This is a genomic window from Streptomyces sp. NPDC048825 (genome assembly GCF_043198355.1).
GTDB classification, from domain to species: Bacteria; Actinomycetota; Actinomycetes; order Streptomycetales; family Streptomycetaceae; genus Streptomyces; species Streptomyces xiangluensis.
This window is the reverse complement of record NZ_JBICUR010000005.1, coordinates 404,750-419,457: the sequence shown is the minus strand read 5'-3', so window position 1 is coordinate 419,457 and position 14,708 is coordinate 404,750. Positions and strand designations below refer to the sequence as shown.

At 70.8% G+C, this 14,708-nt stretch carries 9 protein-coding genes; 4 read left to right on the top strand and 5 right to left on the bottom strand.

Annotated features, from left to right (window positions below; translation table 11 throughout):
• Window positions 1-5: 5 nt before the first annotated feature.
• From ACGFNK_RS15870 to ACGFNK_RS15860, 3 genes are read right to left on the bottom strand one after another with little or no spacing between them, the layout of a single operon-like run.
• On the bottom strand, window positions 6-1,214 hold the full coding sequence (locus ACGFNK_RS15870; protein WP_393416102.1) for a vWA domain-containing protein: 1,209 nt from the start codon (window positions 1,212-1,214) through the stop codon (window positions 6-8).
• Window positions 1,211-3,760: a DUF5682 family protein gene (locus ACGFNK_RS15865; RefSeq protein WP_393416296.1), complete on the bottom strand. Its 2,550-nt coding sequence runs from the start codon at window positions 3,758-3,760 to the stop codon at window positions 1,211-1,213. The genes ACGFNK_RS15870 and ACGFNK_RS15865 overlap by 4 nt, the downstream gene beginning before the upstream one ends.
• An 8-nt stretch (window positions 3,761-3,768) precedes the next feature.
• Window positions 3,769-4,959, bottom strand: coding sequence for an AAA family ATPase (locus tag ACGFNK_RS15860; protein WP_393416101.1), 1,191 nt, complete (start codon window positions 4,957-4,959; stop codon window positions 3,769-3,771).
• A 143-nt stretch (window positions 4,960-5,102) separates the two neighbouring features.
• Between ACGFNK_RS15860 and ACGFNK_RS15855 the strand changes: the two genes are divergently transcribed.
• Together ACGFNK_RS15855 and ACGFNK_RS15850 are read left to right on the top strand one after the other, a co-directional pair.
• A complete protein-coding gene (locus ACGFNK_RS15855) occupies window positions 5,103-6,467 on the top strand; it encodes an SWIM zinc finger family protein (RefSeq protein WP_393416099.1) in 1,365 nt (454 codons plus the stop codon).
• A 76-nt stretch (window positions 6,468-6,543) separates the two neighbouring features.
• The gene (locus tag ACGFNK_RS15850; protein WP_393416097.1) at window positions 6,544-8,211 is read left to right on the top strand and encodes a DUF5691 domain-containing protein; all 1,668 of its coding nucleotides are present in this window, start codon (window positions 6,544-6,546) and stop codon (window positions 8,209-8,211) included.
• Window positions 8,212-8,367: 156 nt separating this feature from the next.
• Here the strand turns inward: ACGFNK_RS15850 and ACGFNK_RS15845 are convergent, their stop codons facing one another.
• Window positions 8,368-8,787, bottom strand: a complete 420-nt coding sequence (locus ACGFNK_RS15845) for a cobalamin B12-binding domain-containing protein (protein WP_386351338.1) — start codon at window positions 8,785-8,787, stop codon at window positions 8,368-8,370.
• A 587-nt stretch (window positions 8,788-9,374) separates the two neighbouring features.
• Here ACGFNK_RS15845 and ACGFNK_RS15840 point away from each other — a divergent pair.
• Window positions 9,375-10,346, top strand: coding sequence for an esterase/lipase family protein (locus ACGFNK_RS15840; RefSeq protein WP_393416094.1), 972 nt, complete (start codon window positions 9,375-9,377; stop codon window positions 10,344-10,346).
• Between the two features lie 242 nt (window positions 10,347-10,588).
• The gene (locus tag ACGFNK_RS15835) at window positions 10,589-12,154 is read left to right on the top strand and encodes a M23 family metallopeptidase (protein ID WP_393416092.1); all 1,566 of its coding nucleotides are present in this window, start codon (window positions 10,589-10,591) and stop codon (window positions 12,152-12,154) included.
• A 34-nt stretch (window positions 12,155-12,188) separates the two neighbouring features.
• Here the strand turns inward: ACGFNK_RS15835 and pcrA are convergent, their stop codons facing one another.
• Window positions 12,189-14,681 (bottom strand): DNA helicase PcrA, encoded by a 2,493-nt coding sequence (gene pcrA / locus ACGFNK_RS15830; RefSeq protein ID WP_393416090.1) that lies wholly within the window; start codon window positions 14,679-14,681, stop codon window positions 12,189-12,191.
• Window positions 14,682-14,708 lie beyond the last annotated feature (27 nt).

The window sequence follows — 14,708 nt, the reverse complement described above, 5'->3', positions numbered from 1 at the left end:
CCCTTTTACCGTCCCGGGCTCCCGGTGTCCGGTATCGGCAGCGGGCGCTTCTCGATCGCCGCCGCCATCACCTCCGGGAACTGGTCGGGCGTGCACGCGAACGCCGGTGCGTCCAGCGCGGCGAGCGCCGCCGCGTGCTCACGGTCATACGCGGGCGCCCCCTCGTCGGACAGCGCAAGCAGCGTCACGAACTGCACCCCCGACGCCTTCATCGCCGCGACCCGCTTCAGCATCTCGTTCCGTATGCCTCCTTCGTAGAGATCGCTGATGAGCACGACCACGGTGTCGGCGGGGCGGGTGATCTGCGACTGGCAGTACGCGAGCGCCCTGTTGATGTCCGTACCGCCGCCGAGCTGGGTGCCGAACAGGACATCGACCGGGTCGTCGAGCTGGTCGGTGAGGTCGACGACAGCCGTGTCGAAGACGACGAGCCGGGTGTTGATGGATCGCATCGAGGCCAGTACGGCGCCGAAGACCGACGCGTAGACGACGGACGCCGCCATCGAACCCGACTGGTCGATGCAGAGGATGACCTCCTTCTTCACGGACTGGGACGCGCGCCCGTAACCGATCAGCCGCTCCGGCACGATCGTCCGGTACTCGGGCAGATAGTGCTTGAGGTTGGCCGAGATCGTGCGGTTCCAGTCGATGTCGTGGTGGCGCGGCCGGCTGATGCGGGCGCTGCGGTCCAGGGCGCCGGTGAGCGTGGCCCGGGTGCGGGTCGCGAGCCGCTTCTCAAGGTTCTCGACCACCTTGCGCACGACGGCACGTGCCGTCTCCTTGGTCGTCTCGGGCATCGCCTTGTTCAGCGAAAGCAACGTGCCGACCAGGTGGACATCGGCCTCCACCGCCTCCAGCATCTCCGGCTCCAGCAACAGCGTGGACAGCCCGAGCCGGTCGATCGCGTCCCGCTGCATGACCTGGACCACGGAGGACGGAAAGTACGTCCGTATGTCCCCCAGCCATCGGGCGACCGACGGCGCGGAGCCCCCCAGCCCCGCCGACCGGTCCTTCCCCGCACGTCCCTTGCCTGCGGCCCCGCCCCCGTACAGCGCCCCCAACGCCCCGTCCATCCCGGCGTCCTGCCCGGTCAGCTCACACCCGGTACCGTCCGCCTCCGCCCCACCCAGCACCAGCCGCCACCGCCGAAGCCGCTCGTCGCAGGCACCGGCCTCGACGGCCGCGCCGGCCCGGCCCGTCGCTTCCGTGCTCATCTGCCCACCCCCGCAAGGTCGTTGGCGTCGTTGTCGTTCGCGTCGCTGTTGTTCACGTCGCTGTTGTTCACGTCGTTGCCAGTTGCGTCGTCCGCGTCGGCGTCGTTCTCGTCCAGCCCCAGGAGCAGGTGCAGCATCGGGAGGGCGGCGTCCGCGCGGTCGGTGTCGAGGTCGGTGGCGAAGCCGGGTATGGCGGAGCCGGTGGCCGCGGCACGCTCCCGCGTTCCCGGCCCGCGGCGGACCAGTTCGCCGAGCGTGCGTCGCACCCCGGGTTCGTACGCCGAGAAGGTCCGCCGCAGCAGGGGCAGTACGTCCGTGAACGCGTCCCCCGGCACCCCGGTCAGCCATGCGTCGACCAGCCCGAGCAGCCGCTCGTCGTGCACGAGCAGCATCCCGCCTCCGGAGCCTCCGCCGACGAACCCCTCGATCCACGCCGCCGCGTCCCCCGGCACCGTCCCCGGCGACAACACAAGCCCCATCAGCCGCGCGGCCTCTCCCTCCACCAACTCCCCGTCGTCCAGCAGCAGTCGAACGGCCCGCCCCCGAATGACCCCCGGGATCGCCTCGCGCGCGGAGAGCGTCCGCAGCACGGTGTGCCAGCGGGTGCGTATACCGGTGCCGTCGGTCTCCGGACGAGGGTCCTGGCCCTCGGCTACAGACGACGCCTCCGTACGCACCTCCCCCAGCAAGCCCACCGCTCCATGCACCGCGTCGACATGGCGACGCATCTCCTCTGCGGCGTCCGCGTCGAGGGCGGCGCAGGCCGGCGGCAGGCCGACGAAGACGCGCTCGGCGAGACCCGCCGCGACCTCGGCCAGGGCGTGCGTGCCCGTGCCGCGTACGTCGCCGTAGCGCAGCGAGCGGACCAGGGCGGGGAGGGCCTGGGCGAGGTGGCCGACGTCCGCATCGAGGGCCGCGCGGTCGGCGAGGATCCGCATCACCACGGGGAGGGCGTCCGGGAGTTCGGCGAGGAGGCAGCGCTCCGCGAGGGTGGTGACGTCGGCCAGGGCGCCCGCAGCGACGGCGTCCGCCTCGGCCTTCGCGGTCGCCGCGGCGAGCACCGTGGTGCCCCACACCCCGGCCTCGGCGACCCGCACCGCCAACTCCGGCTCCCAGCGCAGCCGCCAGGTCTCCCGGAACGTACCCGTGCTCCCCCGCGACTCCGTCGGCGCACCCCACTCGATGCCGAGGAGGCGCAACCGGTGCAGCAGCCTGCTGCGCCCGGCGTCGTTCTCCTTGCGCAGGTCGAGCTCCAACTCCCGCTCCAGCGCCTCCGGTTTGAGCCGCAGCCGCCGCTGGATCCGGTCCAGGTCACGCTGCAACGGCACCGCGGGCGCCGACTCGGGCACCTCGCCCAGTACGTCGCCGACAATGAGCCGGTCGTGCACGAGCGCGAGCGGCACATCCGAGCCCTCGCACATCACGGCCCGTACGGCGTCAGTGCTCTCGGTCAGCCCCGGCAGCGGCCGGCCCCGCATCGCGGCGAGCGTGTCGGCGAGCCGCACCGCCTCGATGACGTGCGCCGACGAAACGATCCGGTCCTCGCCGCGGAGCAGCCCCGCCACCTTTGTCATCCAGCGCTCGATCGGCCGGTCGGGGGCGCTGAACAGATGCCCGTACCAGCCGGGCGAGTCGATCCCCGCGCCGTAACCACTGGACCGGGCTAGCCGTCGGTGCGTCCACGGCACCCACGTCATGTCCACCTTCGCCTTGGGCAGGCCCTTGAGCAGCGCCTTGTCGGCGGCGACGGCCGTCTTGTGCCGCAGCGCGGGCACATGCCAGGCCCCGCACACCACGGCCACGTCGTCCCCGAACTCCCGCTGTGCCGCGCGCACTTGGAGCCGCATATACGCCTCCCGTACGAGATCCCGCTCGTGTCCCCCGCTCCCGTACGCCTCCCGCAACGCCCCCATGGCCTCCCCCAGCACCTCGAAGGGCCCGAACGCGTCCGAGCCCCGCACCCCACGGTGCTCGATCACGTCCTCCCACCACCGCTCGGGGTCGTCGTACCCGGCGGTCTCGGCGAGGACGGCGAGCGGATCGATCCGGATGGCCTCCTCGGACGCACCGCTGTCCGACGTCTGCGACGTATCCGGTTTTGACGTCTCCGGCGCTTCGGGCCCGTCCGGTGTCGCGGACGCATCAGGCCCGTCCGGTGTCGCGGTCGCGTCGGGCGCCTCCTCCTGACCCCACGCCAGCGTGTGCGTGGCGGGGAGGTCGATGAAGCGGGCCGGAACCTCGTGCTCCAAGGCCCAGCGGATGGCCACCCATTCCGGGGAGAATTCGGCCAGCGGCCAGAACGCCGACCGCCTGGGCTCGTCCACGACATGCGCGAGGAGCGCGACGGGCGGCTGCATGCCCTCCTCGGCGGCCAGCGCGATCAACGCGTCGGCCTCCGGTGGGCCCTCGATCAGCACCGTCCGGGGGTTCGCCGCCTCCAGGGCCGCCCGCACGGCCCGCGCCGAACCGGGCCCGTGATGCCGCACCCCGAGCAGCAAGGGCCCCGAACCGCGCCCGGCACCTGCGGCCCGCGCGGCCTCCGGCATGGATCCGTTCACGCGCTCACCTCCCGGCAGGCGCGGTAGAAGTCCTTCCAGCCGTCGCGCTCGCGGACGACCGCCTCCAGGTACTCCTGCCAGATGACGCGGTCGGCCGCCGGATCGCGGACGACTGCGCCGAGGATGCCGGCGGCGACGTCACTCGCTCGCAGGACGCCGTCCCCGAAGTGGGCGGACAGGGCAAGTCCGTTGGTGACGACGGAGATGGCCTCCGCGGTCGACAGCGTGCCGCTGGGCGACTTCAGCTTCGTACGGCCGTCGGCGGTGATGCCGTCGCGCAGCTCGCGGAAGACGGTGACGACGCGGCGGATCTCGTCGATGCCGTCGGGCACGGCCGGCAGGTCGAGGGAGCGGCCGATCTGGTCGACGCGTCGCGAGACGATGTCGACCTCGGCGTCGGCGCTCTCCGGCAGCGGCAGCACCACCGTGTTGAAGCGGCGGCGCAGTGCGCTGGACAGGTCATTGACGCCGCGGTCGCGGTCGTTGGCGGTCGCGATCAGGTTGAAGCCGCGTACGGCCTGCACCTCCGACCCCAGCTCCGGTATCGGCAACGTCTTTTCCGACAGGATCGTGATGAGCGTGTCCTGTACGTCTGCGGGGATACGGGTCAGCTCCTCGACGCGCGCTGTCATTCCTTCCGCCATGGCGCGCATGACGGGGCTCGGCACCAGTGCGTCGCGGCTCGGGCCGTGGGCGAGCAGCTGCGCGTAGTTCCAGCCGTACCGGATCGCCTCCTCCGGTGTGCCGGCCGTGCCCTGCACCAGCAGCGTCGAGTCACCGCTGACCGCGGCGGCCAGGTGCTCGGACACCCATGTCTTCGCCGTGCCGGGCACGCCGAGCAGGAGCAGTGCCCGGTCGGTGGCGAGTGTGGTGACAGCGACCTCGACGATGCGGCGCGGGCCCACATACTTCGGTGTGATCACCGTGCCGTCCGGCAGGGTGCCGCCGAGCAGGTACATCGCGACGGCCCATGGCGACATCCGCCAGCGGGCCGGGCGCGGGCGGTCGTCCTGCGCGGCCAGCGCTGCGAGCTCGGCGGCGAACGCGTCCTCGGCGTGCGGCCGCAGCTCCTCGCCCTTCTGTCCCGCGGGCGCCTGCACGGACGTACGCCCGCCCGCGCTCGTGTTCGCGGGCGCGGACTGGTCGCGGCTCGGGTCGACAGACGTCGGGTCAACGGAAACAGGCATCGCTAGGTCCCCCTCCAGCTCGGCCGGGTCGGCCGGTTCGGATCTGGTGTCCACCCTGCACCACACCACTGACAATGCGCTCTGACCTGCGCAAATGCTCTCGCGAGGGTCGATTGTCAGTGGTGGGATCTACCTTCGATGTCATGACTCAGCAGGGGGTGCGCTGGACTGCGGGTCAGGTGCTTGCACTGGCACCTGACTCGGCGTCACGCAAAGCGGGAAGCAAACTCGGCGCGGCCGGGCCGTGGTCGGAGGCGGGCAGTTCTGACGAGGGGACGGTATGGGGACTGTGCAGGGGCAGTGGCAGCAAGCCGTATCAAACGGTCATCGACCTCGCGGATGCGACGGGGCCCGCGTACAAGTGCAGTTGTCCGAGCCGCAAGTTCCCGTGCAAGCACGCGCTGGGACTGCTGCTGCTCTGGGCGGGCGAGAGCGGGACGGACAGCTCGGTGCCGCGGGGGCAGGCGGCGCCGGACTGGGCCGAGCAGTGGATAAAGGGGAGAAGGCAGCGCGCGGAGGAGAAGCGGACGACGAGCGGGCCGTCCGGCTCTCCTGCGGGTGATCCCGAGGCGGCGCGACGCCGGGCGGAGCGGCGTGCCGAGCGGATCACGGCCGGCGCGACGGAGCTGGAGCAGCGGCTGACGGACCTGCTGCGCGGCGGTCTGGCCGCGGCGGAGCAGGCGGGGTACGGGCTGTGGGAGGAGACGGCGGCCCGGATGGTCGACGCGCAGGCACCGGGACTGGCCGCGCGCGTACGGGAGTTGGGGGCGATTCCGTCCTCCGGCCCCGGCTGGCCGGTCCGGCTGCTCGAGGAGTGTGCCCTGCTCCACCTGCTCGACCAGGGCTGGCTGCGGCGCGAGCGGCTACCGGAAGGACTCGCGGCGACGGTCCGTTCCCGGATAGGGCTGACCGGCTCGGCGGACGGCCCACCCGCGCGCGACCGCTGGCTGGTCCTCGCCCAGTACGACACGGCGGACAGCCGCCTCACGACCCGCCGCATCTGGTTGCACGGAGCGGAGTCGGGACGCACGGTCCTGCTCCTGTCATACGGAGCTGCCGGCCGCGCACCCGAACTGGCACTGCCCGTCGGACTCGCTCTCGACGCGGAGGTGTCGGCGTACCCGGGCGCGGGCCAGCTGCGGGTGGCCCTGGGCGAGCAGTTCACGCCCCCTTCCCCCGTGACGCTCCGCCCACCGGGGGTGAGCGTGGCACAGGCGGCGGCCCGGTACGGCCAGGCCCTCCGGGACGACCCATGGCTGGACTCCCACCCGGTGACGCTGGCCCGCGTCATACCGACACCGGACGCCGACTCCTGGCAACTTGCGGACGCCGACAGCGACCTGGCGCTCCCCCTCACCCCGGCCGCCCAGTCCCGCTCCGGCCTGTGGCGCCTGGTCGCGCTGTCGGGCGGAGCCCCGGTCACGGTCTTCGGAGAGTGCGGCCACCGCGGCTTCACGCCGTTGACGGCGTGGCCTGAGGAAGCGGGAGAGGCGGTGCCGCTGTGCTGACGCCGGCGCAAGGTCTCTCCCTATCGACATCGACCAGCTCACCTGATTCCCTCACCCCCGCACGGAAGGGACGCTCATGAACAGCCCCCTCACTGCCACGGACACGCCCAGCGGGAGCTCCTGGGAGGAGTTGGTGACCGTGGCGTTGCTCGGGACCGAGCGGCGTACGTTGCCGGGGACGGCGCCCGGACGGGAGGCCCCGGGAGCACTGCTGGACGCGGCGGCGGTACAGACGGTGCGGCGGCGGGCCGGATTGCGGCCGGGGCGGGCGGCGGCACGGCCGGAGCGGGCGGCGGAGGATCCGCGCCCGGCGCTTCCCCGCCCCGCCGCGCGCAGGCTGGCGATGCTCCTCACCGACCGGCCTGGCACGGGGAGCGGCGGCCGCAGAGGAACGGCGCCCGACCTCATGGAGTTGCTGCCGCAGTGGCTCGCCCTGGCGAACGAGCGCGGGTTCGCGGCACCCCCGGAGTTGCTGCCCTCGCTCCTGGACGCGGCCAGGGGGCGTACGGATCTGCGGCCGGCTGCGCTGACCTTCGCGGGTCCGCGTGCGCTGTGGCTGGCACGGCTGAACCCGGACTGGCGGTTCGCGCTGCGGGCGACACCGGGCGGCGGAGCCGCGCTGCCCGGTATCGGAGAACCGGAGCGGACACGGCAATTGTGGCAGGAGGGCCTCTTCGCCGAGCGGGTGGCACTCCTCGCGGCGATACGGGCGCGGGACGCGGCAGCCGCGCGCGAACTGCTCGCCACGACCTGGGCGACGGAGCGGGCCGAGGACCGGCTGATGTTCCTCGACTCTCTGCGCACCGGGCTGAGCGCGGCGGACGAGCCGTTCCTGGAACAGGCATTGGCCGACCGGAGCCGCAATGTGCGAGCCACGGCGGCGGAGTTGCTGTCCGCGCTGCCGAGTTCGGCGCTGGCTGGGCGGATGGCGGACCGCGCGGGCTCGTGCGTGGCCGTCGACCATACGGGCCGCGGGCCCACGATCGTGGTCGAGGCGCCGCATGCGTGCGATGCGGGCATGGAGCGCGACGGGGTGGTGGCCAAGGCGCCGGGCGGCCGGGGCGAACGGTCCTGGTGGCTCGGCCAGTTGGTCGAGGCAGCCCCGCTCGCCACTTGGTCCCGGCGGCTCGGCAGGCGTACGCCGGAGGAGATCGTGGCGTTGCCCGTGGCGGACGACTGGCAGGGCGAACTGCATGCCGCATGGTGCCGGGCGGCGGTGCGGCAACGCGATCCCTCCTGGTCGAAGGCGCTGTTGGGGTCACCTTCGGCGCCGGAGGCCGGCGGGCCGGGTGCAGTGTCGCTGGCCGAGCGGGCCAAACTGCTCGGCACGTTGGGCTCCGCCGAGCGGGCCGAGTGGGTGGCCGGGTTCATAGCCGTGCACGGGTTGTCCGAGGCGTTTCAGCTGCTCGGGGTGTGCGGTGTTCCCTGGGCGGGCCCTCTGGGGCGGGCTGTCGTGGACGCGCTCAATATTGCGCGGGATGCGGGGAGTTATCCGTGGAGCTTCAGCGGGGTCATGGGGCTCGCGGAGCGCTGCCTCGACCCGTCGGAGGCGGTTCGTCTCGACGCCCTCACGGCCGTTCCTGACGAGCCGGAGAACGCGTCGCCCGGTGCCGGGGAGTACTGGGCGGAGTCGTTCCAGCGGCTGGTGGGGACGTTGCGGTTGCGCGCGACTATGCGGCTCGAATTGGACGGGGCGCCGATGGGGGTGGTGGGTTCGGGTTCACAGCCGAGTGCGGGTTGGTAGGTGGCTGGTGAACATGGTGGCCGGCGGTTCCAGGGGCGCACCCTTGAGGGGCGCGGGGCTGTATCAATTTGCGGCTCCGCCGCGTGGGCGCGACCAGCCACGACGCACCCGCAGTCGCCGACGAACCGAACCCGCCACCCCCGTAGGCGCGCCCGCTCAACTAGAGGCAGCCGGCTGCCGCACGTTCGCTCGGACCCAGTCCACGATCGACGCCGTCGTGGCCCCGGGCGTGAAGATCTCGGCGACACCTTTCTCCTTGAGGGGCGGAATGTCCGCCTCAGGGATGATTCCGCCACCGAAGACCTTGATGTCCGATGCCTCGCGCTCCTTGAGGAGTTCGATGACGGCGGCGAAAAGCGTGTTGTGGGCCCCGGAAAGAATGGAGAGCCCGATCGCGTCCGCGTCCTCCTGGATCGCGGTGTCGACGATCTGTTCCGGCGTCTGGTGGAGGCCGGTGTAAATGACCTCCATGCCCGCATCACGCAGGGCCCGCGCAATCACCTTGGCCCCACGATCGTGACCGTCGAGCCCCGGCTTGGCCACCACCACGCGGATCGGACCGGCTGCCACACCCATCACTGTTGCCTCCATGTACCGACTTCCGCCCCGCTGAGAAAGGATCTCCAGCGAACCGGACTGCGAAAATCCGTATCTAGCAAAAACCCGATTTGAACTGTTACCGTCCCGCACCGGCTTGTATCGACTGATAACACCTCAAGACGCTGACGGCGACTCGTCGCAACCGCAACAGGTCAGCCCACGTCAGGTGTACCCAGCGGCACAGCCACCCCGCACCGCGTCGGCCGGGGAAGTGAACGAACGTTATCGCCAGCATCCCGCAACCGGCAGTTTCACGGTGGAGACCGAGGGGGAAATCACACGATGGGACAAGTTCGCCGCGCACCGATCCCGCACCCTGAGGCACATGGGCCACAGCCGGGCCGGGCGCAAGGGGAGCCGCCACGAGGTCGTCGCACCTCCGCGCCGCCAGCCGGGCGGCAGGACGGCGCGGCATTTCGGCGATCGCACGACGACGGGAGCCCCCGTCGTTCAACGGGCGTGACATACGCCACCCGTGCACCGTCGTACTCCTCGTCGGCGGTTTCCCATGAGGGCACACGGGGGACAGAGCCGTCCTTCCGTGCGCCGACGGGAGGTCGGCCATGAAGGTCACCAGGGCAGTAGCGCCCTTTTATCCGCTTTTGCCGCTCTGTCAACGGCTGTTGCCCAGCAGACTGGCCGGACTCTCACTGACTCTCCTGAAGGCCACGGCCCTTGAGGTCGCGATCCTCGCGGGACACCTGATCCTCTATCCCACGGGCATCACCCAAGAGCGCCGCCTGGGCGCCGCTTCGCCTTCCCCGGCCCCCACGCTCCCCTCGGCCTCACTGCCCAGGCCCCGCCGTGCACCCGACGACCTCACCTCCGAGATGGGGACCGAGACCGGCACCGACCGTGACGCCGAGGCGCACCGCCTGCCCACCCAGCCCAAACCCCCGGTCGTCCTCCTCCACGGATTCATAGACAACCGCTCGGTATTCGTGCTGCTGCGCCGCTCCCTGGCCCAGCACGGCAGGCAACAGATCGAGTCGCTCAACTACTCCCCCCTGACCTGCGACATACGTACCGCCGCCGAACTGCTCGGCCGGCACATAGAGGAGATCTGCGAGCGCACCGGTCAGCAGGAGGTGGACATCGTCGGCCACAGCCTCGGCGGACTGATCGCGCGCTATTACGTGCAGCGTCTGGGCGGCGACGTACGCGTACGGACGCTTGTGACCTTGGGCACACCGCACTCGGGCACGCGCGTGGCACCGCTGATGAACGCGCATCCGATCGTGCGGCAGATGCGGCCCGGCTCCACCGTGCTCGAGGAACTGCGCGGGCCCGCACCGGCCTGCCGGACCCGGTTTGTGAGTTTCTGGAGCGATCTCGACCAGTTGATGGACCCGTTGGAGACGGCCTGCGTCGAGCACCCGGACCTGCTCGCGCAGAACGTACGGGTGAGCGGGATAGGCCACCTCGCCCTGCCCGTGCACCCGGCGGTAGCAGCCGGCATACGGCAGGCGCTCGACCTCGAGGAGACCGCGGGAGCCCCTGCCGCCGCACGCACCGGCGGACTGACCGTGGCGTAAGTCACAACAGGCCCCGCACACCGGCCGGACATCGAACGCCGAACAGCTGGGAACACCCCCGCGCCCTCGAACGTTCATCGAACGAAAGGCCAAAGTCGCACCCGCAGTCCGCCGAAAGGCGGCCGAATGCCCGTTTCCCGAGCGGGGGATGACGGCCGAAGATTGTCGCGCCCGTCAACAGCCGGGTACAGTCACCGCACTGCTCTGCCAGCGCCCCTGTCGTCGAGGCGAAAGAGAAGTTGGTGAACGACCGTCACCCGTCGGGGACCGTGCCGCCCCCGGCCGCGGCTCCCGAAGCTGCCTCGACGCACTTCGCGTCGCATGGCGAGCACGGGGTCCAGTACGACGACTTCACCACGTACGACGCCTACACCGCCACCGGATTTGACGCGGCGCCCACCGGCATCTACGTCACATACGGCACACCGGGCGCCTGCGCGGCGCCTCCCTTCGAGGCCACGACGAGTTTCGAGACCGATCCCCTCTTCGGCGACATGCCGGGCAGCGGCGCTACGGGTTCGTACACGTCCACCGGCAGTCACCAGACGCTGAACTACGACCCTTACGCGGCCCAGCATCACGCCGCGTACGACACCGGCGGCCATGACGCGACCGGCCTGTGGACGGACACCTCCGGTCACCAGCCGCTCGTCGGGATCCCTGCGCAGTCCACAGGCCCCGACATCAGCGGTCAGTGGGACGCGAACGCCTGGCTGCAGGCCGAACCGTTCGGCCAGCCTCAGCAGTGGAACACGCAGACCTTCGACTCGGGTGCGTACGACGCCACGGCATGGAACTCCGACGGCGGCGAACAGCACGAGTCGTACGACCAACACGAGCCGCATGAGCCGTACGATCAATCGGCCACAGCGATCTTCGAGCCGGTCACATACGAACAACAGGCCGCCATAGAAGACGAGTTTTCCCCCTCCGGCGACCTGGATCCGGACGCCGGCACCGGTATCAGCGCCGGCAGCCACGACGAAGCCCCTCTCCTCGACGGCCCCGAAGAGCTCGCCCCGGACGCCACCGCCGTCCTGCCGGCCCCCCGCCCGGGGTCCCGCGCAGCCTCCCGCTCCCGCCGCCGTACCCCTCCCAAGCGTTCCGCTCTGCTCACCGTCGCCGTGCCGTCCGCGTGCGTGATGGGTGTGGCCGGGATCGCGGCGGCATCCGTGGGCAGCGGGAACGGGAACGAAGGCAATGAGACGACGGCCGCGACCGGCACGACGGCTGTGCAGCCGGCGACCGCCAACAACAAGCTCGACACCCAGCTCGAGAGCCTGACCGCGGACGCGGACGACTTCGCCGACCGGGCGAGCCGTACGCAGGAGCGGATCGATCTCAAGGCCCAGCAGGTGGCCGAGAAGAAGCGGGCGGCGGCGGAGGCGGCGCGCAAGGAGCGGCTGCGTCCGAAGTTCGCGCTGCCGGTCGAGCAGAAGGGGCTCAGCGCCTACTACGGCCAGTCCGGCATCAACTGGATGTCCGTGCACACGGGCATCGATTTTCCCGTCTCGTATGGCACGACAGTGATGGCAGCGGCCGACGGCGTCGTCCGTACGCAGTGGAACAGCGCGTACGGGAACATGGTGATCGTGACCGCGAAGGACGGTACGGAGTTGTGGTACTGCCACCTCTCCACCTACAAGGTCGCTTCCGGGACCGAGGTGAAGGCAGGCGATCCGATCGCGTTCTCCGGCAACTCCGGCAACTCGACGGGCCCGCACCTCCACTTCGAGGTTCGCCCTGGCGGCGGCGACGCGATCGACCCCCTGTCGTGGCTCCGCAGCCACGGCCTCAACCCGACGTAACCGCCCCGCCGCGCGGCCACCGAGCCCGGCAGGGCTACAGCTTCTCCACCGGCGCGTACCGCAGCAGCAGCCGCTTCGGCTTTGTGTCCCCGAAGTCGATCGTCGCCTCCGCGTTCGACCCCGCGCCCTTCACGCCGACCACCGTGCCGAGCCCGAACTGGTCGTGTGTGACCCGGTCCCCCACGGCCAGCGACACCACCGGCTTCTCCGTGGCACCGCCCCGCCGCGTGGCGAAGCCGGAGGCGCCCGAGGCCGCCGAGCGCGAGCGGGAGGAGGACAGGGAGGCCGCCACGCCCGCCGCGGGGCCGGAGGCCACCGCTCCCATGGACCCCGTCCGCTTCCACTCCAGATGGGTGTCCGGGATCTCCTCCAGGAAGCGGGACGGCGGGTTGTACGAGGGCTGCCCCCAGGCACTCCGCATCGAGGACCGCGTCAGATACAGCCGCTCCCGCGCGCGTGTGATGCCGACGTAGGCGAGCCGCCGCTCCTCCTCCAGCTCCTTGGTCTGGCCGAGAGAGCGCATGTGCGGGAAGACGCCGTCCTCCATGCCGGTCAGGAACACCACGGGGAATTCGAGGCCCTTGGCGGTGTGGAGGGTCATGAGCGTTATGACGCCGGAGCCGTCCTCCTCCTCGTCCGGGATCTGGTCGGAGTCGGCGACGAGCGCGACCCGCTCCAGGAAGTCCGACAGCCCGCCCGCAGCCTCGCCCTCACCGGCGTCCTGCTCGAATTCCAGGGCCACGGCGGCGAGTTCCTGGAGGTTCTCGATGCGGGTCTCGTCCTGCGGGTCCGTGGAGGCCTGCAACTCGGCCAGATAGCCGGTGCGTTCGAGCACGGCCTCCAAAACCGTGGCCGGGCCCGCGCCCGACTCGACGATGGTCCGCAGCTCCTCCATCAGCGTGTTGAACCGCTTGACGGCGTTCGTGGAGCGGGCCGCCATGCCGTACGCCTCGTCGACGCGGCGCAGCGCCTGGGAGAAGCTGATCGTCTCCCGCGAGGCGAGTGCGTCGATCATCGCCTCGGCCCGGTCACCGATGCCCCGCTTGGGGACGTTGAGAATCCGCCTCAGCGGTACGGAGTCCTCCGGATTGGCGAGAACCCTCAGGTACGCGAGGACGTCCCGGACTTCCTTGCGTTCGTAGAAGCGGACGCCGCCGACGACCTTGTAGGGCAGGCCGACGCGGATGAAGACCTCTTCGAAGACACGGGACTGGGCGTTCGTACGGTAGAAGACGGCGACATCGCCCGCCTTCGCCTCACCGGCGTCCGTCAGCCGGTCGATCTCGTCGGCGACGAACTGCGCCTCGTCGTGCTCCGTGTCGGCGACGTAGCCGGTGATGCGCGCGCCCGCGCCCGCGTTGGTCCACAGGTTCTTGGGGCGGCGGCTTTCGTTGCGCTCGATGACCGCGTTCGCCGCGCTCAGGATCGTCTGTGTGGAGCGGTAGTTCTGCTCCAGGAGGATCGTCGTCGCGTCCGGGTAGTCCTCCTCGAACTGGAGGATGTTGCGGATGGTCGCGCCGCGGAAGGCGTAGATGGACTGGTCGGCGTCACCGACGACGCACAGCTCGGCGGGCGGCACGTCGTGCTCGCTCGGGGGTACGTCCACGGGGTGCTCGGAGGTGCCGACGAGTTCCCGTACGAGGGCGTACTGGGCGTGGTTCGTGTCCTGGTACTCGTCCACGAGGACGTGGCGGAAGCGGCGGCGGTAGTGCTCGGCGACGTCCGGGAAGGCACGCAGGAGGTTGACCGTCGTCATGATCAGGTCGTCGAAGTCGAGGGCGTTCGCCTCGCGCAGTCGCGACTGGTAGAGCGCGTACGCCTGGGCGAGGGTCTTCTCGAAGCCGTCGGAGGCCTGTGCCGCGAAGTCCTCTTCGTCGATCAGCTCGTTCTTGAGGTTCGAGATCTTGGCGCTGAAGGACTTGGGCGGGAAGCGCTTCGGGTCGAGGTCCAGGTCGCGGCAGACCAAGGCCATGAGGCGCTTGCTGTCGGCGGCGTCGTAGATCGAGAACGAGGACGTGAAGCCGAGCCTCTTCGACTCCCGCCGCAGGATCCGTACGCACGCGCTGTGGAAAGTCATCACCCACATCGCGTTCGCACGCGGGCCGACGAGGTGCTCGACGCGCTCCTTCATCTCGCCCGCGGCCTTGTTGGTGAACGTGATCGCGAGGATCTGGCCCGGGTGCACCTTCCGCTCGCCGAGCAGGTACGCGATCCGGTGCGTGAGCACACGGGTCTTGCCGGACCCGGCGCCGGCCACGATGAGCAGGGGGGAGCCGGAGTGCACGACCGCCGCGCGCTGGTTGTCGTTCAGCCCCTCCAGAAGCGCGGCCGCGTCCACATGGGGACGGGGGGCACCATCGCGGTAGTAGGCCTCCCGGTCCGGCGGCACGTCGAACTTCCCGCCGAACAGATCGTCCGGAACCTGCTCCGGTACGTGCTCGTCCTCGGGCTGCGGCGGGGGCTCTTCCTCGTGGTCCCGCGAGGGTTTGAGGTCCGCCAGGAAGCTGTCATCAAAGAGGCTGCTCATCGCTCTCCGAGTCTAGGCTCCCCCACT